This window comes from Klebsiella sp. LTGPAF-6F (assembly GCF_001753185.1).
Taxonomy (GTDB): Bacteria; Pseudomonadota; Gammaproteobacteria; order Enterobacterales; family Enterobacteriaceae; genus Klebsiella; species Klebsiella michiganensis.
Map to the genome: position 1 here is coordinate 1472831 of NZ_CP017450.1, position 20374 is coordinate 1493204.

General features: G+C 57.9%; 19 protein-coding genes. 7 read left to right on the top strand and 12 right to left on the bottom strand.

Annotated elements, in window-relative coordinates:
* Positions 1-2: 2 nt before the first annotated feature.
* The 5 genes from ribD (at position 3) to pgpA (ending at position 3655) form a co-directional block, all read left to right on the top strand.
* The gene (gene ribD / locus BJF97_RS06880) at positions 3-1106 is read left to right on the top strand and encodes a bifunctional diaminohydroxyphosphoribosylaminopyrimidine deaminase/5-amino-6-(5-phosphoribosylamino)uracil reductase RibD (RefSeq protein ID WP_032694145.1); all 1104 of its coding nucleotides are present in this window, start codon (positions 3-5) and stop codon (positions 1104-1106) included.
* Between the two features lie 93 nt (positions 1107-1199).
* Positions 1200-1670, top strand: a complete 471-nt coding sequence (gene ribH / locus BJF97_RS06885; protein WP_004129690.1) for a 6,7-dimethyl-8-ribityllumazine synthase — start codon at positions 1200-1202, stop codon at positions 1668-1670.
* A gap of 19 nt (positions 1671-1689) precedes the next feature.
* Positions 1690-2109, top strand: coding sequence for a transcription antitermination factor NusB (gene nusB / locus BJF97_RS06890; RefSeq protein WP_004099457.1), 420 nt, complete (start codon positions 1690-1692; stop codon positions 2107-2109).
* 75 nt (positions 2110-2184) lie between these two features.
* Positions 2185-3159, top strand: coding sequence for a thiamine-phosphate kinase (thiL, locus tag BJF97_RS06895; protein WP_032694146.1), 975 nt, complete (start codon positions 2185-2187; stop codon positions 3157-3159).
* A 28-nt stretch (positions 3160-3187) separates the two neighbouring features.
* Positions 3188-3655 (top strand): phosphatidylglycerophosphatase A, encoded by a 468-nt coding sequence (gene pgpA / locus BJF97_RS06900; protein ID WP_029669799.1) that lies wholly within the window; start codon positions 3188-3190, stop codon positions 3653-3655.
* Between the two features lie 189 nt (positions 3656-3844).
* Here the strand turns inward: pgpA and BJF97_RS06905 are convergent, their stop codons facing one another.
* The 4 genes from BJF97_RS06905 to xseB are packed head-to-tail and all read right to left on the bottom strand — an operon-like array spanning position 3845 to position 7903.
* Positions 3845-4819: an aldo/keto reductase gene (locus BJF97_RS06905; RefSeq protein WP_014228165.1), complete on the bottom strand. Its 975-nt coding sequence runs from the start codon at positions 4817-4819 to the stop codon at positions 3845-3847.
* Between the two features lie 60 nt (positions 4820-4879).
* A complete protein-coding gene (gene dxs / locus BJF97_RS06910) occupies positions 4880-6742 on the bottom strand; it encodes a 1-deoxy-D-xylulose-5-phosphate synthase (protein WP_004129698.1) in 1863 nt (620 codons plus the stop codon).
* 18 nt (positions 6743-6760) lie between these two features.
* Positions 6761-7660, bottom strand: coding sequence for a (2E,6E)-farnesyl diphosphate synthase (ispA, locus tag BJF97_RS06915; RefSeq protein ID WP_004848218.1), 900 nt, complete (start codon positions 7658-7660; stop codon positions 6761-6763).
* Positions 7661-7903, bottom strand: coding sequence for an exodeoxyribonuclease VII small subunit (xseB, locus tag BJF97_RS06920; RefSeq protein ID WP_004099468.1), 243 nt, complete (start codon positions 7901-7903; stop codon positions 7661-7663). It abuts the gene before it with no gap.
* Between the two features lie 198 nt (positions 7904-8101).
* On the opposite strand from xseB, the gene thiI reads away from it, so the two are divergent.
* Positions 8102-9550, top strand: a complete 1449-nt coding sequence (gene thiI, locus BJF97_RS06925) for a tRNA uracil 4-sulfurtransferase ThiI (protein WP_014228166.1) — start codon at positions 8102-8104, stop codon at positions 9548-9550.
* A gap of 57 nt (positions 9551-9607) precedes the next feature.
* Here thiI and yajL read toward each other — a convergent pair whose 3' ends face one another.
* Positions 9608-10198, bottom strand: coding sequence for a protein deglycase YajL (gene yajL / locus BJF97_RS06930; protein ID WP_070082855.1), 591 nt, complete (start codon positions 10196-10198; stop codon positions 9608-9610).
* Entirely contained in the window at positions 10161-11072 is a 912-nt protein-coding gene (gene panE, locus BJF97_RS06935) for a 2-dehydropantoate 2-reductase (RefSeq protein WP_004848223.1), read from the bottom strand. The genes yajL and panE overlap by 38 nt, the downstream gene beginning before the upstream one ends.
* Positions 11073-11214: 142 nt before the next feature.
* Here panE and BJF97_RS06940 point away from each other — a divergent pair, with 142 nt between their 5' ends.
* Positions 11215-11706: a YajQ family cyclic di-GMP-binding protein gene (locus BJF97_RS06940; protein WP_004129715.1), complete on the top strand. Its 492-nt coding sequence runs from the start codon at positions 11215-11217 to the stop codon at positions 11704-11706.
* Positions 11707-11809: 103 nt separating this feature from the next.
* Here BJF97_RS06940 and BJF97_RS06945 read toward each other — a convergent pair whose 3' ends face one another.
* The 6 genes from BJF97_RS06945 to BJF97_RS06975 all read right to left on the bottom strand — a co-directional run bounded on the left by BJF97_RS06945 (position 11810) and on the right by BJF97_RS06975 (position 20371).
* Entirely contained in the window at positions 11810-13174 is a 1365-nt protein-coding gene (locus BJF97_RS06945) for an MFS transporter (protein ID WP_004848226.1), read from the bottom strand.
* Positions 13175-13329: 155 nt separating this feature from the next.
* Positions 13330-14508 (bottom strand): Gfo/Idh/MocA family protein, encoded by a 1179-nt coding sequence (locus BJF97_RS06950; RefSeq protein ID WP_014228169.1) that lies wholly within the window; start codon positions 14506-14508, stop codon positions 13330-13332.
* A gap of 92 nt (positions 14509-14600) precedes the next feature.
* Positions 14601-16001, bottom strand: a complete 1401-nt coding sequence (locus BJF97_RS06955) for an MFS transporter (protein WP_004129763.1) — start codon at positions 15999-16001, stop codon at positions 14601-14603.
* A gap of 407 nt (positions 16002-16408) precedes the next feature.
* Complete coding sequence (locus tag BJF97_RS06965; protein WP_032694147.1) at positions 16409-17773, bottom strand: MFS transporter; 1365 nt, start codon at positions 17771-17773, stop codon at positions 16409-16411.
* Positions 17774-17783: 10 nt separating this feature from the next.
* Entirely contained in the window at positions 17784-18602 is an 819-nt protein-coding gene (locus BJF97_RS06970) for a sugar phosphate isomerase/epimerase family protein (protein WP_032694148.1), read from the bottom strand.
* A 65-nt stretch (positions 18603-18667) separates the two neighbouring features.
* Positions 18668-20371, bottom strand: coding sequence for an FAD-dependent oxidoreductase (locus BJF97_RS06975; RefSeq protein WP_032694149.1), 1704 nt, complete (start codon positions 20369-20371; stop codon positions 18668-18670).
* Positions 20372-20374 lie beyond the last annotated feature (3 nt).

The following is a 20374-nucleotide window of genomic DNA, read 5'->3' on the forward strand; positions in this document are numbered from 1 at the left end:
CCATGCAGGATGAAATATACATGGCGCGAGCGCTGAAGCTGGCCGCGCGCGGACGCTTCACCACGCACCCAAACCCGAATGTCGGCTGCGTGATCGTTAAAGATGGCCAGATCGTCGGCGAAGGTTTTCACTATCGCGCCGGTGAACCGCACGCGGAAGTGCACGCGCTGCGCATGGCGGGCGAAAAAGCGAAAGGTGCGACGGCGTACGTCACGCTGGAGCCTTGTAGCCATCACGGGCGCACGCCGCCGTGCTGCGAGGCGCTGATTGCCGCAGGGGTGACCCGCGTGGTTGCGGCGATGCAGGACCCGAACCCGCAGGTCGCGGGTCGCGGTTTGTACCGTTTGCAGAAGGAAGGGGTCGACGTCAGTCACGGGCTGATGATGAACGAAGCCGAGGCGCTGAATAAAGGTTTTCTTAAGCGGATGCGCACCGGTTTTCCTTGGATTCAGTTAAAAATGGGCGCATCGCTGGATGGGCGCACGGCGATGGCCAGCGGAGAGAGCCAGTGGATCACCTCACCGCAGGCGCGGCGCGATGTGCAGCGCCTGCGCGCGCAAAGCCACGCCATCCTGACCAGCAGCGCGACGGTGCTGGCGGATGACCCGGCGCTAACCGTACGCTGGGACGAGCTCAACGCCGACACTCAGGCGCTGTACCCGCAGGAAAACCTGCGCCAGCCTTTGCGCATCGTTATCGATAGTCAGAATCGCGTCACGCCGCAGCATCGTATCGTGGAGCAGGTGGGTGAAACGCTGTTTGCCCGTACCCGTGCAGATGAACGCCAGTGGCCGGAGAACGTACGCACGCTGCTGGTGCCGGAGCATAACGGTCGCCTGGATCTGGTGGTCCTGATGATGCTGCTGGGCAAACAGCAAATTAACTCGATCTGGGTGGAAGCAGGCCCCACCCTTGCCGGCGCGCTGCTGGAGGCCGGGCTGGTGGACGAGCTTATCGTCTATATTGCGCCTAAACTGTTAGGCAGCGATGCGCGCGGATTATGTGTACTGCCGGGGCTTGAGAAACTTGAGCAAGCACCCCATTTCAAATTCAATGAGATACGTCATGTAGGCCCGGATATTTGCCTGCATTTAGTGAACGCTTGATTTCCCCGGACAAAAGGGAAAGCAGTGCGCCGATTATTATGATAGAATCCGCCCCCCTTGCGGGGCCAAATGAACTGAACCCGAAGGAAGAGTATGAACATTATTGAAGCTAACGTTGCTACCCCGGACGCTCGCGTCGCCATCACCATCGCGCGTTTCAACAACTTTATCAACGACAGCCTGCTGGATGGCGCGATTGACGCCCTGAAGCGTATTGGCCAGGTCAAAGATGAAAACATTACCGTGGTTTGGGTTCCAGGCGCGTATGAGCTGCCGCTGGCGGCTGATGCACTGGCGAAAACCGGTAAGTATGACGCAGTGATCGCGCTGGGTACCGTTATCCGTGGCGGCACCGCGCACTTTGAATATGTGGCTGGCGGTGCAAGCAATGGCCTGGCGCACGTCGCTCAGGACAGCGGAATCCCGGTAGCCTTCGGTGTTCTGACCACAGAAAGTATTGAACAAGCCATCGAACGCGCTGGCACCAAAGCCGGTAACAAAGGCGCTGAAGCCGCGTTGACCGCGCTGGAAATGATTAACGTATTGAAAGCCATCAAGGCCTGATTTTTGTAAGGGGAATTCCGTGAAACCTGCTGCTCGTCGCCGCGCCCGTGAGTGTGCTGTCCAGGCGCTTTACTCCTGGCAGTTGTCCAAAAACGACATCGCTGATGTCGAATACCAGTTCCTGGCGGAACAGGATGTGAAAGATGTAGACGTTCTGTATTTCCGCGAACTGCTGTCCGGAGTGGCGACTAACAGCGCGTATCTCGACGGCCTGATGAAGCCGTATCTTTCTCGTCTGCTGGACGAGCTGGGTCAGGTGGAAAAAGCGGTGCTGCGTATCGCACTGTTTGAGCTGTCAAAGCGTAGCGATGTACCGTACAAAGTTGCGATTAACGAAGCCATCGAACTGGCGAAAACCTTTGGCGCTGAAGATAGCCATAAGTTTGTCAACGGCGTGCTGGACAAAGCTGCCCCGGTAATTCGTCCCAACAAAAAGTAAATTCCAGGGCCGGTTTTTGCAGAGTCTCACTTCTGCAAACCGGCCTTATTCTTTTCTTTTTCTGAGGCATAACGTATGGCATGCGGCGAATTTTCCCTGATTGCCCGTTATTTTGATCGCGTAAAAAGCGCACGTCTTGATGTTGAAACCGGCATTGGCGACGACTGCGCGCTCCTGAACATCCCCGAGAAAAAAACGCTGGCAATCAGCACCGACACCCTGGTGGCGGGAAACCATTTTTTACCCGATATCGACCCTGCCGACCTCGCCTGTAAAGCGCTGGCGGTCAACCTGAGCGACCTGGCGGCAATGGGCGCTGAACCGGCGTGGCTAACCCTGGCCCTGACCCTGCCGGAAGCGGACGAAGCCTGGCTTGAGGCCTTTAGCGACAGCCTGTTCGTGCAGCTTAATTATTACGATATGCAGCTCATTGGCGGCGATACCACGCGCGGACCGCTGTCGATGACGCTGGGTATTCACGGCTATGTGCCGACGGGACGCGCTTTGAAGCGCTCCGGGGCAAAGCATGGCGACTGGATTTACGTCACCGGCACGCCGGGAGACAGCGCCGCGGGTCTGGCGATTTTGCAGGATCGGCTGCAGGTTGAAGATGACGCCGACGCGGATTATCTCCTGGCGCGCCATCTGCGTCCGCTGCCGCGGGTTCTGCAGGGGCAGGCGCTGCGCGATTTGGCGAACTCCGCCATCGATCTCTCCGACGGCCTGATTTCTGACCTGGGGCATATTCTCAAGGCCAGCGGCTGCGGCGCGCGCGTCGATCTTGATGCGATGCCGTTCTCGGATGCGATGCTGCGCCAGGTTGAGCCTGAGCAGGCGCTGCGCTGGGCGCTCTCCGGCGGTGAAGATTACGAGCTGTGCTTTACCGTACCTGAACTCAATCGCGGGGCGCTGGACGTGGCCCTTGCCAACCTCGGCGCGCGTTTTACCTGCATTGGGCAGATCCTGCCGGAATCGGAAGGTCTGCAGTTCACGCGCGAAGGTAAGCCCGTCACGTTCGATTTTAAGGGATACGATCATTTTGGCGCGTAGTAGAGATGTGGCGAAAAGCCGCCTGAAGATGAGCAACCCCTGGCATCTGCTGGCAACGGGATTTGGCAGCGGCCTTAGCCCCGTGGTTCCCGGCACTATGGGATCGCTGGCGTCGATCCCCTTCTGGTATTTGCTGACCTTACTCCCCTGGCAGCTCTATTCGCTGGCGGTGATGATGAGCATCTGCATTGGCGTCTATATTTGCCACCGTACGGCGAAAGATATGGGTACCCACGATCATGGCAGCATTGTCTGGGATGAGTTTGTCGGGATGTGGATCACCCTGATGGCTCTACCGACGATGGACTGGCAGTGGGTCGCCGCTGGATTTGTGATTTTCCGCCTCTTTGATATGTGGAAGCCGTGGCCCATCCGCTGGTTCGACCGCAATATCCACGGCGGGATGGGGATCATGGTGGACGATATTGTCGCCGGGGTGATTTCCGCCGGGGTGCTGTACGTGATTGGCCACCACTGGCCGATTGGTCTTTTTTAAACCCGGTCCGGCGCGGCTGGCCTCGCGCCTCTGGGAAATCGAGCAGGCAGGCTTTTCCCGGAGGCGGTGCTGCGCACCTGTCCGGGCTACCGGCCCGCAGGCGTTGGTGAGTCAGTCGCCCGCAGATGCTGGTGAACCTGTAGCCCGGCTAAGCGCAGCGCGAGCCGGGAATCGGCAGGGAACCGCGCGTTACTTGAACCCCACAATCGGGTGCGGTTTATACGGCGTCTCCAGCTTTTCAATCTGATCCGGCGTCAGCGTTAAATCGACCGCATGCAGCAGCTCATCCAGCTGCTCCTGCCTTGAGGCGCCGATAATCGGCGCGGCCACGCCCGGCTTGCTCAATAGCCAGGCCAGCGCCACCTGCGCGCGGTTGGCGTCAAGCTCTTCCGCGACTTCGGCCAGGTTTGTCGCGATCAGTTCATCATTCTCATCAGTGGCATTGTAGAGCGCCTTACCGACTTCATCGGATACCAGACGGGCGGTGGTTTCCCCCCACGGACGGGTCAGGCGACCGCGCGCCAGCGGACTCCACGGCATCACCGCGACGCCTTCACGGCTGCACAGCGGCAGCATTTCGTTTTCTTCTTCACGATAAATCAGATTGTAGTGATCCTGCATGGTGACGAAGCGGGCCCAGTTATTCTGCCGCTGTAGCGCTAACGCCTGGGCAAACTGGCGGGCATGCATTGACGATGCGCCGATATAGCGGGCTTTACCCGCCTTGACGACGTCGTTGAGCGCTTCGAGAGTTTCTTCAATGGGCGTGGTGTAATCCCAGCGATGGATTTGCAGCAGATCGACATACTCCATGCCGAGGCGGCGCAGGCTGTCGTCAATGGAGCGCAGGATCTGCGCGCGCGACAGTCCCTGCGGCAGATCGCCCACCTGATGGTAAACCTTAGTGGCGACGATCACGGAATCGCGACGAGCATACTCACGCAGCGCGCGCCCGAGGATCTCTTCGCTGCTGCCGTCAGAGTAGTTATTCGAGGTGTCGAAGAAGTTAATGCCGCCCTCGAGGGCGTATTTTATCAGCGGGCGGCTGCTCTCTTCCGGTAAGGTCCATGCATGGTTACCGCGATCCGGTTCGCCAAAGGTCATACAGCCGAGGCAGAGTCGGGAAACGCGGAGATCGGTATCGCCAAGAGGGATATAGTGCATAGTGCGCTCCTGCTACGGGTAAAGGGTATCCTTTAAGCATAGCAGGAGCGGTGGCGGCAATTATGCCAGCCAGGCGTGGATTTTGGCTTCTATTCCGGCGGCGTCCAGGCCGAGGTCGGCGTGCGCTTCTTCCTGGGTTCCCTGCGGGATAAAGAAATCAGGCAGGCCGAGATTGAGCACAGGAACCGCGCGGCGGCGGGACATCAGCAGCTCATTCACGCCGCTGCCCGCACCGCCCATAATGGCGTTCTCTTCCAGGGTGACCAGCACTTCGTGTTCTGCGGCCAGCTGTAGCACCAGCGCTTCATCCAGCGGTTTGGCAAAGCGCATATCCACCAGGGTGGCGTTAAGCTTTTCCGCGACTTTTGCCGCCTGCGGCAGCAGCGTGCCGAAGTTCAGAATCGCGATTTTTTCACCTTCGCGTTTCACCACGCCTTTCCCGATAGGCAGCGAGGCCAGCGGTTCAAACGCGGCGCCGGTACCGGAGCCGCGCGGATAGCGCACCGCGCTCGGGCCGTCGTTGTAGTGATAACCGGTATACAGCATCTGGCGGCACTCGTTCTCATCGCTGGGGGTCATGATGACCATGTCAGGAATGCAGCGCAGGAAGGAGATATCAAACGCGCCCTGATGGGTTTGCCCATCGGCGCCGACGATACCCGCACGGTCGATAGCGAACAGCACCGGCAGCTTCTGGATGGCGACATCGTGAATCACCTGATCGTAGGCGCGCTGCAGGAAGGTGGAGTAGATCGCCACCACCGGCTTATAGCCGCCGATCGCCAGGCCGGCGGCAAAGGTCACCGCGTGCTGCTCGGCAATGGCCACGTCGAAATACTGGTCGGGGTATTTTTTCGAGAACTCGACCATCCCGGAACCTTCGCGCATCGCTGGCGTGACGGCCATCAGCTTGTCATCTTTCGCGGCGGTTTCGCACAGCCAGTCGCCAAAGATTTTCGAGTAAGAGGGCAGGCCGCCGCTGCTTTTCGGCAGCACGCCGCTGGTGTGATCGAATTTTGGCACCGCGTGGAAGGTGATCGGGTCTTTTTCGGCGGGCTCATAGCCGCGGCCTTTTTTGGTCATAATATGCAGGAACTGCGGCCCTTTCAGGTCGCGCATATTCTTCAGCGTATTTACCAGACCGATAACATCATGACCGTCCACCGGCCCAATGTAGTTAAAGCCCAGCTCTTCAAACAGGGTCCCCGGAACCACCATCCCTTTGATATGTTCCTCGGTGCGTTTGAGCAGCTCTTTAATCGGCGGCACGCCAGAGAAGACCTTTTTGCCGCCTTCGCGCAGCGTGGAGTAGAGTTTGCCGGAGAGCAGCTGCGCCAGATGATTGTTTAGCGCGCCGACGTTCTCGGAGATCGACATTTCGTTGTCGTTGAGCACCACCAGCAGATCGGGTTTGATATCGCCAGCGTGGTTCATCGCTTCAAACGCCATCCCGGCGGTTATCGCCCCGTCGCCGATTACGCAAACCGCGCGGCGCTGCTTATCCTCTTTGGCTGCGGCGATAGCTATGCCGATTCCGGCAGAGATGGAGGTCGACGAGTGGCCGACGCTCAGGACGTCATACTCGCTTTCTCCGCGCCACGGGAAGGGGTGCAGCCCGCCTTTCTGGCGGATGGTGCCGATCCGATCGCGGCGTCCGGTCAGAATTTTATGCGGGTAAGCCTGGTGGCCGACGTCCCAGATTAGGCGATCGAAAGGCGTGTTGTAGACGTAGTGCAGCGCCACGGTTAGTTCTACCGTACCGAGCCCGGAGGCAAAGTGTCCGCTGGAGCGGCTGACGCTGTCCAGCAGATAACGCCGCAGTTCGTCGCACAGTTTCGGCAGGCTATCTTTCGGCAACAAACGCAACTCCTGGGTGGAATCCACCAGCGCCAGGGTCGGGTATTTGGCAATATCAAAACTCATCAGAGACTCATTTATTGTTTATTTATCACGCTGAATTATGTAATTCGCGAGCGCTTCCAGTGCCGTGGTATCCAGAGATTGCGCGGCCAGCTCAGTTAGCGACCGGCGGGCGTCGGTAATCAGGTCAAAGGCCTTTTTCCGGGCTTGCTCGAGTCCCAAAAGGGCGGGGTAGGTACTTTTGCCCAGCTGCTGGTCGGCTCCCTGACGTTTGCCAAGTGTGGCAGTATCCCCTACCACGTCGAGAATGTCATCCTGGACCTGGAAGGCGAGACCGATGTTCTCGGCGTAGCGATCGAGAGCGGGTAGCGCCCTGCGTCCGGCTTCACCTGCGCTCAGCGCGCCCATTCGTACCGCGGCGCGAATCAACGCGCCGGTCTTATGGCGGTGAATTCGCTCCAGCGACGTCAGATCAACCTGATGGCCTTCCGCTTCCAGATCCAGCGCCTGACCGCCGCACATACCGGCGATGCCGCTGGCCTGGGCCAGCTCAGAAATCATCGCCAGGCGATCGCGATCCGGCACTTCCGGCATCGGCGCATCACTTAGTATAGAAAACGCCAGCGTTTGTAGGGCGTCTCCGGCAAGAATTGCGTTCGCTTCGCCGAATTTTATATGGCAGGTCGGCTGGCCGCGGCGTAAATCGTCATCGTCCATCGCCGGAAGATCATCGTGCATCAGCGAATAGGCATGGATGCATTCGACGGCGGCGGCAGGGGCATCCAGCGTAGCGCGGCTAACGCCAAACATATCGCCGGTCGCGTAAACCAGGAACGGGCGCAGGCGTTTGCCGCCTAATAGTGCGCCATACTGCATGGCTTCGACCAGCGGAGTGTTCTGAAAGGGCTGCGGAGCGATAAAACGGCGCAGCGCTTCGTTAGCCTGCTCGACGCACGCCTGTAGCTGTTGCGGGAAGTCCATTTATTCAGCGTCCGGCGTAAAAGGGGTAAGCGGCGCGTCTTCGCTATCCGCCAGCAGAATTTGTACGCGCTGTTCGGCCTGCTGCAGCTTTGCCTGCCCCTGGCGCGCCAGCTGGATCCCGCGCTCGAATTCGCCGAGCGCTTCTTCTAACGGCAGCGAGCCGCTTTCCAGACGATTAACAATTTGCTCCAGCTCGCCCAGGGCGGTTTCAAAGCTGGCCGGGGCCTCATTTTTCTTTGGCATAGTGAATATAGACTCTTGTAATGTCTCGATGGCTATCAATATGGTAACGAAGTCGCGCGGTTAATCAAATAACGCGCAATGCCAGGTGAAAAGCGTCCAATAGTGGTATACTCCGCGCCCTGGATGCAGACGCCAGTCGCGCCTGTACAACTTTTTATGCTTAAAGCCCCGTCGGGCTTGCCAACGAATAGTGTCGCCATGAAGTTTATCATTAAATTGTTCCCGGAAATCACCATCAAAAGCCAATCTGTGCGATTGCGCTTCATTAAAATTTTAACCGGGAACATTCGTAACGTTCTCAAAAACTATGATGAGACGCTTGCCGTCGTTCGTCACTGGGATCATATCGAGGTCCGGGCGAAGGATGAAAACCAGCGTCCGGCTATTCGCGATGCCCTGACCCGTATCCCCGGTATCCACCATATTCTGGAAGTCGAAGACGTTCCTTATACCTCCCTGCACGATATTTTCGAGCAGACGCTGCCGCTGTGGCGTGACGCGCTGGAAGGTAAAACGTTCTGCGTGCGCGTTAAGCGTCGCGGTAAGCATGAGTTTACCTCAATCGAAGTGGAGCGCTACGTCGGCGGCGGTTTGAACCAGCATATTGAAACGGCGCGGGTGAAGCTGACCGACCCCGATGTGACGGTTAACCTCGAGATCGAAAACGATCGCCTGCTGCTGGTTAAAGGGCGCTACGAAGGTATCGGCGGTTTCCCGATCGGCACCCAGGAAGACGTGCTGTCGCTCATTTCCGGCGGTTTCGACTCCGGCGTTTCCAGCTATATGCTGATGCGCCGCGGCTGCCGCGTGCATTACTGCTTCTTTAACCTCGGCGGCGCGGCCCATGAAATCGGCGTGCGTCAGGTCGCGCACTATCTGTGGAACCGCTTCGGCAGCTCACACCGCGTGCGCTTCGTGGCGATTAACTTCGAGCCGGTGGTGGGTGAGATCCTTGAGAAAGTCGACGATGGTCAGATGGGCGTGGTGCTCAAGCGGATGATGGTGCGCGCGGCGTCAAAAGTCGCCGAGCGCTACGGCGTCCAGGCGCTGGTCACCGGCGAGGCGTTAGGCCAGGTTTCCAGCCAGACGCTGACCAACCTGCGCCTGATCGACAACGTCTCGGATACGCTGATTCTGCGTCCGCTGATTTCGCACGATAAAGAGCACATTATTGACCTCGCGCGTGAAATCGGCACCGAAGATTTTGCCCGCACCATGCCGGAATACTGCGGCGTTATCTCGAAGAGCCCCACCGTGAAAGCGGTGAAGGCGAAGATCGAGGCGGAAGAAGAGCACTTCGATTTCAGCATCCTTGAGAAAGTGGTGGCGGAAGCGAGCAACATTGATATCCGCGATATCGCTCAGCAGACCGAGCAGGACGTAGTGGAAGTGGAAACCGTCAGCGGTTTTGGCCCTGACGACGCGATCCTCGATATCCGCTCTATCGACGAGCAGGACGATAAGCCGCTGAAGGTGGAAGGCGTGGACGTGGTTTCTCTGCCGTTCTATAAGCTGAGCACCAAATTTGGCGATCTCGACCAGAGTAAAACCTGGCTGCTGTGGTGCGAGCGTGGGGTGATGAGCCGCCTGCAGGCGCTGTATCTGCGCGAGCAGGGCTTTGAAAACGTGAAGGTATATCGCCCCTAGTTCTTCAGGAGCAAGGCGCAATCATGAAAACGGCAACCCTGGGTTGCCGTTTTGCATTTATTCGTAGTAGCTATAAATTCCTGCCGCCATCACCAGCTGTGAAGCGACTTCGTGCGCTTTTTCGCGTCCAACCAGCAGGTCGATCATCTTCAAGGCGAAATCAATTGAAGTTCCCGGCCCCTGGCTGGTGAGCAACTTAACGCGAGCGTCCCAGACGACGCGCTTATCCTGCCACTGCTCGGCGGGAATGCGTTCTTTCAGCGCCGGAAAGCCGGTCATATTGCCGATGGGGAAAAGGTTGTGCGGCACCAGCACGGTCGGCGCCGCGGCGCAAATCGCCGCAACGATGCGCCCGGAAAGATGGAATTGACGTACTGTTTCAACCAGCAGCGGGCTGTCGCGAAAGCACTCCGCACCCTTAATGCCGCCGGGTAGAACAAGGATATCGAAATCGCCATCGGCCACTTCGACCAGCGGCGCATCGGCCAGCAGCTTAACGCCGCGCGAGCAGACAATGGTCAGGCTGCCATCGCTGGCAACGCTGGCGGTCGTGACCTTTACGCCTCCGCGAACGAGTAAATCAATGGTGGTGACCGCTTCGGTCTCTTCGCTACCAGGGGCGAGGCAAATCAGTGCCGACGCGCTCATATTCATTCTCCTTACGCTTTACCAGTTCAAACAGGCGGGTATTCTCAGGTACGGCGATACCGTGGGCTCGGGCGCGTTTTAACAGATAACCGGTGATATAGTCGATTTCCGTATGGCGCTGGGCGAGAATATCCTGCAGCATGGAGGAGGTATTTTCTGCCGTACTTTCAATAACCTGATGTACATAGAATAACAGGTTTTCCGGCGAGGTATGCATCCCCTCGCGATCCATCACCGCCGCAACTTCATAACAAATCGCGGCGACCTCCTGCGGGTATTCGCGTAAATCGCCGTTCTGACAGTTTTTTAACGCCGTCAGCGGGTTAATCACACAGTTTACCGCCAGCTTGCTCCAGGTCGCGGGGTAGATATTGTTATGCCAGGCGACGTCGGGCAGCACGCTCTGCAGTACATCGGCGAGATAGCTATAATCCTCAGGATAGGCTTTCGCCGGGCCAATATGGCTGGTGCCGTTGGCGACGTGGACGATCACGTTGCCGTCGCGGCGGGCCGCCTGCGTTGTCGAAGCCAGAAGTAGCGGCTGTTTGAGGCTCTTAAGCTCGTCAACGGTACCCATACCGTTGTGCATGAGCAGAACAGGTACTGACGACGGCAGGATGGCGCTCAGGTTTTTTACCGCGTTAGAGACCTGCCAGGCTTTGAGGGTGACCAGCAGCAGGTCGCTGCTGGCGAGAAAATCAGGATCGTTAGCGGTAAACGATTCATTAAACACGCTGCCGTCGGTTTCAATCACATTGACGCTACAGAATGGCTGTGGGACGCGTAACCAGCCCTGGACTTCATGTCCGTGTTTGTACAGCGCAGTTAGCCATAACTGTCCCAGTGCACCGCATCCGAGTACGGTTACTTTCATTATTCCTCCTCACCTGTGAGTGCTGCATCAGGTGCTCATGGCTAAAGTATAGCGTTATCAGTTATCCTTTCGGGATAACAAGTTGAGTTATGTCGCGTTGCGGGTATTATGCAACGCAAAAGAAACTGAAGGAGAGGAAAAGATGCCATCTTTCGATATTGTCTCTGAAGTCGATCTTCAGGAAGTTCGAAACGCCGTAGAGAACGCGACCCGCGAAGTTGAATCGCGTTTTGATTTCCGTAACGTCGAAGCGAGCTTTGAGCTGAACGAAAAAAACGAGACCATCAAGGTCCTCAGCGAGTCTGATTTCCAGATTAACCAGCTGTTGGATATTCTACGCGCCAAGCTGCTGAAACGCGGAATTGAGGGCAGTTCTATCGAAGTGCCGGACGAGTTCGTGCACAGCGGTAAAACCTGGTTTGTCGATGCGAAGCTGAAGCAGGGCATTGAGAGCGCGACGCAGAAAAAAATCGTCAAGCTGATTAAAGACAGCAAGCTGAAAGTACAGGCGCAGATCCAGGGCGAAGAGATTCGCGTTACCGGTAAATCTCGCGACGACCTGCAGGCGGTTATGGCGCTGGTGCGCGGCGGTGATTTAGGCCAGCCGTTCCAGTTCAAAAACTTCCGCGATTAAAAGAGTCCCGTCTGTCGGCCGGGCTCGGCGTTAGCCGCCGCCCGGCAGGACACAAAGCACCGCTCAGAACCGTTTTTGCCTGCCTGAACAAAGGTGCTCGCTTTTATATCCCTTTGATTGCCTGCTCAATTTCAAAGCGGTTAGTGATCTTGCTGTCGATTTTGATATACACCGAACGCTCTTCGCTAATCACCAGCACCTCTTTGACGCCCTCTTTAGCCCGTAAGCGCGCTTCGAGCATTTTGTCCGCGGCGATATCCTCCGGGATTTCGACCCGCAGGCTGCTAACGTAGGGCGGCTCGCTCATGGTGCTGGCCACCAGCAGCCACAGCATCGCCAGCAGGGCGCCGAGCAGGAAGACGGTTTGCGAATCAAAAAAGCCATCCACCCAGCCGCCGAGCGCTCCGCCGATGGCCACGCCAAGGAACTGGCTGGTGGAGTAAATGCCCATCGCGGTGCCTTTATATCCGGCCGGTGATTCTTTGCTGATCAACGACGGCAGCAGCGCTTCCAGCAGGTTAAACGCGAGGAAAAATAGCTGAACGCCGGCGACCAGCTCCCAGAAATAGCCTCCGGCACCCCAGAGTACGATTTCAGCAATCAGCAGGATGGCGACGCACAGCAGGAAGACGCGCTTCATTTTGCGCTTCACTTCGGCGTAGATAATAAACGGCACCACCGCGACAAATGAGACCAGCATGGTGACCAGATAGATTTTCCAGTGCTCGGCGGCGGGGAAACCGGCGGCCTCAAGCTGGCCCGGCAGAGCGACAAACGTGGACATCAGCATGATATGCAGACACATAATGCCGAAATTGAGCTTCAGGAGTTTTGGTTCGGCAAGAACTTTGCTGAAGCAGCCTTTCACCATACCGGACTCGCGGTTCAGCACGTGATTCTGGCTGTTCGGCACAACCCATAGCGTCAGCAGGATGCCGAGCGTCGCCAGAACAGCAATCATCCAGAACAGGGCGTGCAGGCCGAGCTGGTGGGTAACGACAGGCCCGAGAACCATAGCGATAGCAAAGGTAACGCCAAAGCTGACGCCGATAAACGCCATGGCTTTAGTGCGGTTTTGCTCGCGGGTTAAATCGGAAAGCAGCGCCATGACCGCAGCGGCAATCGCCCCGGAGCCCTGCAGCGCGCGGCCAAGAATAATGCCCCAGATAGAGTCAGAAAGCGCGGCGATAACGCTGCCGACAACGAAGATTAACAGGCCGCCGACGATCAGCGGCTTACGGCCAATGCGGTCAGAAAGCAGTCCGAAAGGTATCTGGAATAGCGCCTGGGCCAGCCCGTAAATTCCAATTGCCAGTCCGATAAGGGCTTCGCTTGCGCCCTGTAACGCCATGCCGTAAGTGGTCAGAACCGGCAGGACCATAAACATGCCAAGCATGCGCAAAGAGAATACGGTCCCCAAACCCCAGGTCGCACGCAGTTCGCCTGGCGTCATTTTATTATCGTTCATTACCACCTCAATATAAAAACTGCGCATAGTGTAGTGGGGGGAAACAGAAGCGTAAATAAATGTTTGTTTAACAGATATTACGACTGTGTTGCATGATGAGGTGAGTACGGTAGAAAGAAAAAACCAGTGGAGGGGCCTCCACTGGTGTTCAGCGGTTATTGGCAGTTAAAGTCAACCCACTGGCCGCCTGCGTCGGCGGATTTGACGCACTGCTCAACCCAGTAAACACCGTGAAGACCGGCTTCGACGTCCGGATACCAGAAGGTCTCCAGGAACGCCTGGTCCCCGCGATCCATCGCGTCGATGGCGATAGCGTAGCGGCGATAGAGGTTGGCCCACGCCTCGAACAGCCCTTCAGGGTGACCGCCGCCAATGCGGTCGTCCGCCAGCGCCTGCTGGCTGAGATAGGGCATCCCGCGCTCGAGGACGCGGGCCGGTTCGCCCTGTACCTCATAGCTGAGCTGATTTGGACGCTCATCCCACCATTCGATGCTGGCTTTTTCGCCAATAACGCGGACTTTTTGCGAGTGCATCGCGCCGCTGTTGACCGCGCTGGTCCACAGTGAGCCAACGGCGCCGTTGTTATATTCCATCAGCACAAAGGCGTTATCTTCCAGCGGCGCGCGAGATTTGACGAAGCTTTGACGCGCGCACATCAGGCGGGTGATGTTCAGGTTCGGCACCATCGTCTCGGCAATAAATAGCGGGTGGGTTGCCAGATCCCCCAGCACATAGCTAGGGCCGGCATATTTGGGCGTTACCCGCCAGCGGGTGGATTCAGCCTGCAGCTCAACGGCTTCATTATGAAAACCGTGGGCGAACTGCATATTAATAATGCGGATCTCGCCGAGCTTCCCTTCCGCTATCATCTGCCGCGCCTGCTGGATCATCTGGTGTCCGGCATAACCGTACGTGACGCCGATAATTTTATTCTGCTTTTTGCTTAGCGCCAGCAGCTCGCGCGCTTCGTCGGCGGTAAAGCACAGCGGTTTTTCGCAAATCACGTGCAGCCCGGCTTCAAGCGCCGCTTTAGTGATAGCGAAGTGAGTATTGTTCGGCGTAGTGACCGATACGGCTTCAATGCCGTCAGGGCGTTTGGCCTCCTCCGCGAACAGCGTTTGGTAATCGGCGTAGCAGCGTTCAGGAGCGATGCCGAGCTGTTCGCCGAATTGACGACCGCGCTCGGCATCGATATCAAGCGCGCCGGCGAGCAGAGTAAAGACGTTGTCGCGAAGCGCCGCACAGCGGTGGCTGTAGCCAATCTGGCTGGTGCCGCCGCCGCCGACCATGCCCCAGCGCAGGGAGCGGGATAAGGGTTTCATGCCGTTTAACATGATGGTGCACTCCTCAATGATAGAGATCCTACGGATTTCAGATGTTCTTCTGTGTACCCGCGCTCGCCGAGCGCGGGCCTGGTTCTAAGGTTTTACATCTCGCCACGGGCTTCGCGTTCTTTCAGGTCATGCATGATCTGCGGGTATTGCTTATCCAGGCGATAAAACAGCAGGGTGATAATGACCACGATCCACAGGAAGAAAGAGCCGTAGAGATAAACGTGGTTAATCATGTCGATAGCGCTTTGCGGCTGAACGCCGGATCCGCTGCTGGAGCTGACGTAACCCGCCATGCTCAGCAGGCCCGAGATAACCGCGGCGGCAATACCTGCGCCGAGTTTCGTTCCAACGGAACCGGCGGAGAAGATCATCCCTTCCTGTCTGACGCGCGTTTTCCACTGGCCGAATTCGACGGCATCGCCGCAGAAGCCGAACAGCACGGCGTTCAGCGGGGCGAAGCCAATACCGCGAATAATCGCGTTAGCCAGCGCCCAGTGGTAATCATCAGAGTTAAACATAAACAGCACCTGGCCGATGGTCGCCAGCACGATGCCGCAGAGGGCAACGTTGCGTTTACCGTATTTGCGGATGGGCACGGAGCTCAGGAAGGTGAAAATAATAATGCAGGCGGTTTCGGCAACGAAAATGGAGCTATAGAAGGTATCGTCACCGAGCACGTAGCGGCAGTAGTAAGGCAGCGCGATCCCTACCACGGTGTAGTACACGCTTTGCGCGGTCCACAGGATGGCGCTGGCCCAGAAGTACTGGTTACGAAAAAGCGCGGAAAGCTGGGTTTTTACCGGTACGTTTCCCTGTTTCTCTCGCGCTTTGATGACCACCTTCTCTTCGCATTTATAAAAGCAAAACAGCAGCAACAGCAGCGCCAGAAAAGCCCAAATAGACATGGTTTTGATCCACGCCGCCTGATCGTCGCCAAAGTACTTCACCAGCGGCAATGTGCAGGCAACGGCGAGAATACGACCAAAAGGCGACATCGACATTCGGGTGATGCTGAGCATATCCCTTTCCCATGAGGCGCGGGTCATCATCGCAGAGAGGCTGCCGTAGGGGAGGTTGATGGCGGTATAGCACACGGTGGTGCAGAAGTTATAGGCGACCAGCAGATAGAGAAACTGCAGCGTGCCGGTGGTCTGCGGGACGGTGAACAGTAAAATTGCCGATACGGCGTAGGGTACGCTCATCCACAGCAGCCAGGGTCGTGATTTACCCCAGCGAGAGTTCGTGCGTTCCACCATCAGGCCCATTATGACATCGGAAACGCCGTCAAACAGACGTGAGATCAGCATCACCAGGCCAACGGTGGCGATGCTGATGCCGACATAGTCGGTATAAAACAGGGTTAAAACCGTGCCGATCATGCCGAAAACGACGTTACAGGCGGTATCGCCGCCGCCGTAAGCGATTCGGGTAGCCCAGCTTAGCTTATCGCCGCGTGCTGCCGCGGGAGAGAGAAGAATCTGCTGTTCACTCATGGTCAATTCCTTTGTCTGGAAGGACAAGTCAGGACCTCTGCGCCAGTTCCACCGGCACGACCTTATCCTGAATATCAGCCAGAACATAAGGAAATATTTATTTCATTTCAATGTTTGTTTGGAATTTAATTTCTGTATATGCGAGGCGGATCGAAAAACCGTAAAAATTGAGCCGTAAATTTTTTGGCTACAGCTATCAAGTCATTCTGATTGATAAGGTTATTAAGTGTTTTTCTGGACGATGTTTGATTTGTTTATTGTATGGATTTAATGATTTTGCGCTGTGATTTTGTGAAGTGAATCGATACTGCATGGCATTTTTATTTTTCATTGTTCATTTAAATGAAATTAATTTTTCTTTTTTTGGCAGGCGTGTTTTTGAAACACGCCCGCCTTCGCGTCAACGTTTAAAATGTACTTCTGACGGGCGCGGTTGACGCGGTGGCCCTTGCCGTCGGGCCAGCCGCGAAAATACCTTTGGCCGCCAGCCCGGCGACGGTTATCGCGGCGGGAATGCCAAGGATCAGGAAAACGCTTTCGAAGCTGATATTCAGCGCCAGCATCTCCGCCCCGGCAAAGGCGCTCAGGATCGCGCCCATGCGGCCAATGCCGTGCATCCAGCTGGAGCCGGTAGCCCGTGCTTCGGTAGGATAGTAGCGGGCGGAGAGCGCGTTCATGCCGGTATTGGCGCCGTTCAAGCAGGCTCCGCTGATAAACGCCAACAGGCAGATGAGCGCAAAGCTTGCCGCGGCATAGCCCATCGCCATCGTAAACAGGCCGCCAACCGCGTAAATCAGCCCGAGCGCCCGATGTGGGTTGATCCGGTCCATTAGCCAGCCCGCAAACAGCGAGCCAAGGGTTCCTCCCGCCTGGTACATTGCGGTCATTACCGCCGCCTGGCCGACCGTTAAGCCCACCTCTTTTACCAGCGTCGGTAGCCAGCTGCCGAGGAGGTAAACCAAAAAAAGGCCCATAAAGTAAACCAGCCAGAGCATCATCGAACCGAAGCGATACTGGCGAGAGAGAACGATGCGCATGGCATTTGCCTGAACGGGCTGGGCCGGGAGGCTGAACTCGGCCTCATCGGGGATTTGTCCCGGATAGAGGCGCTGCATAATCCGCCGAATACGTTCGGCAGGCGCGCGCTTAACGACCAGAAAACGCACCGATTCCGGTAACAGCCAGATCAGGACCGGAGCGAACAGCAGCGGGAGGATCCCGCCAAGCAGCATCAGCGAGTGCCAGCCAAACTGCGGGATTAGCCAGGATGCGGAGAAACCGCCCGCCGCCGCGCCAAAGGTGAAGCCGCAAAAAATAATCGTAATCAGGAACGAGCGCTGGCGCTCCGGCGCATACTCTGACACCAGGGTGCCGATATTCGGCATGGCGGCGCCTAATCCCAGCCCGGTCAGGAAGCGGAAAACCATCATCTGCTCAATATTTTGTGAAAGGGCGGTGGCGATGGTCCAGAAGCCGAAGAAGAAGACGCTATTAATGATAATTTTTTTCCGTCCCAGCCAGTCGGCGAGCGGCCCGGAGAAAATGGCCCCCAGCGCCAGGCCTATCAGCGCGGCGCTGATGACAAAACCGAGTTGGTGATTGCTTACTCCCCATTTCTGCTTCAGCGTCGGGGCGATAAATCCCATGATGGCGATATCAAAGCCGTCCAGCGCGATAACGCAGAAGCCTAAAAACACCACCAGCTTCTGAAAGCGGCTTAGCGGATTGGCGTTGATTAACTCCCTGACGTCCAGGCGTTGAGTCTGTGTCATGGGACTCTCCTTATGCGCAAGGGCGCAGGTAGGACTGCGCGGCGTTAAACAGTAGCTGAGCGCGAGCGAGCGCCGGCAGCGCACCCCGAGCGCCGCTTAACGGGACCTCGATGGATACCGGCAGCGTGGCCGGAAGCGCCGCCATCAGACCGTGCAGGTCGAGTCCGCCTTCGCCGGGGACCTGGCGCGCGGCGCGGGCCTGGTAAATCAGCTCCTGCTCGTCAGCGGGGGGTTGCGGTAAGGCATCGCAAAGCTGCATATAGTTGAGGCAATTTTGCGGTAGCGCCGCGATCGTGGACAGGGATTCGCCGGCCCGCCAGAAGTGAATAGCGTCAATCAAAATACCGATATCGCTGCGGCCGCTGGCGTTGATGAGCGCCCGGGCTTCGGCAATGGTGCGCAGGTGGGTCCAGGGCATGGGCTCCAGGTTCATGATTAATCCATGCTCCTGGCCGGCTTCGGCAAGTCGGGCGAGATTTTCCGCGCTGCGCGCGCGGTTATCATCGTTTCCTGCCACTAAAACCTGCTTTGCGCCAAGGCGCGCGGCGGTCGTCAGAAAAAGCTGCAAACGAGCGTCCAATGAAAAATCTGCCGTCAGGCGGACGATCTCAACGTCCGAAACGCGAACGCCGGTTTCCATCAGCGCCGCCAGGGTATCGCGTACGGCGGCGGTGTCGCCGAGCATGTCGTAATCCGGATCTGATGGGGTTGCGGGAAGCAGGCGCAGACCAACGTGGGTGAATCCGGTCTGGGCCGCAATGCGTACCTGTTCCGGCGGCGGAACGTCGAGGAGGGTAAGCGCGGCGAGTGAGAGGGTTCGCATGTTCATAAAGGACTCCAGTGCAGTTGCAGGTGATTGTTGTTATGCGTATTGCCGTCCCTGGTGGAATGCTTTTACTGTGTTGTTTTATTGAGATTTTCTGCCAGGTTTTTTCCGACCAGATAGCCAAAAGTCATGGCCGGACCAAGCGTGATACCGCCGCTGGGATAGAATCCCCGCATCACGCTCGACATATCGTTGCCGATGGCGAAAAGCCCCTGGATCGGCTGCCGCTGGGCGTTGAGAACACGGGCATTTTCATCGGTGATTAATCCACTGAAGGAACCCAGCGAGCCGGGCAATATGCGTACCGCATAAAAAGGCCCATGGCTGAGTTTCCCGAGCGTGGGGTGGGGCGAGCGGCTGGCGTCACCCTGCGCGCGGTTATAGGCCGAGGCGCCGCGCCGAAAATCCTTATCCTCTCCCTGGTCTACAAAGCCGTTAAACCGGGCGATCGTTTCCGTTAGCTGCTGCGGATTGATGGCGCATGTTTTCGCCAGCGCTTCCGGCGTCTCACCGACGTACAGATAGCCGGTTCGTCGCCAGGCCTCGGGGGTAAACGGGAAGGGGCGAGCATGGCCCAATCCGTAGCGCCGCAGCGCACGGCCGTCGGCAATTAGCCACGCCTGCGGCGTTTCGCCCGGCGGCGTCGCGTCCAGCAGCGCGGCAATAAAATCATGATAAGAGTCGGCCTCATTGGTGAAGCGTTTACCGTTGGGCAACACGGCGATAAAGCCGGGCTTGGCGCGCTCAACCAGATGCGGGAACGGCAGCTGCAGTCCGCTGGCGAGGGTAACGCGCGACACCGGCGCCCAGGCCATGGCGTGCCTGAGTGAGGTATCAAACTGGCCGCCGACCGCTTCGCCGAGCCGAATGCCATCCCCCTGATTGCCCGGGGGCGCGGCGGAGAAGTGGCCGTAGCCGCTGGCGGCGTGCGGCACATTTTCGGCCAGACGCTGCCTGTCGTGAGGAAAGCCTCCGCAGGCGAGGATCACCGCGCCGGCGCGAACCTCCAGCGCGCCGCCGTCGCTGCGTAATATGGCGCCTGCAACGCCGTTGTTGTCGGTAAGCAGACGTTCTACCGGCGCGTTAAGCTGAAAATTAACCCCCGCATCCAGCGCCGAACGCAGCAGGCGGGCGACCAGCGCGTTGCCGTTAACCAGATGCTGTCCGCGACCGGCGCGCAGCCGCTGCCAGCCGTGACGCAGCAGGCGGCGGGTCGCATACAGCGCCGAGCCCGGTGAGCGGGTCGCGTTGAAAAAGTGCGCCATGTCCGTGCCGCCGGCAATGCCCATACCCGCAAGGCTGATGGTCTCCAGCGGAGGCCGCAGGCGATGCAGCCAGTCGCCCAGCAGCCGTCCGTCAAAAGGCTGCGCCGTGACCGAGCGGCCGCCCAGCGCAGCGCCCGGTGAAGCGTGAAAATCGGGCATTTTGCTGCCGGAAAGAAACTGCACGGCGGTGCGGCGGCGGAAAAAGTCGATCATCTCCGGTCCGTACTGTAAGAAGGCAAGCAGACGCGCATCGGCAGGCTCACCGTCCATTTCATGGCGTAAATAAGCGAGCGGCGCGCCGGGCTCTTCTTCAATCCCTTCTTCACGAGCCAGCGGGTTACGCGGGATCCACAGCCAGCCGCCGGACCAGGCGCTGGTGCCGCCAATGACCGACTCTTTCTCCGCAACCAGTACGCTGGCGCCGCCGAGCGCGGCGGTGACGGCGGCAGAGAGCCCCGCCGCGCCGGAGCCGACGACCAGAACATCCACGTTCATCTGCCCGCTCATGAC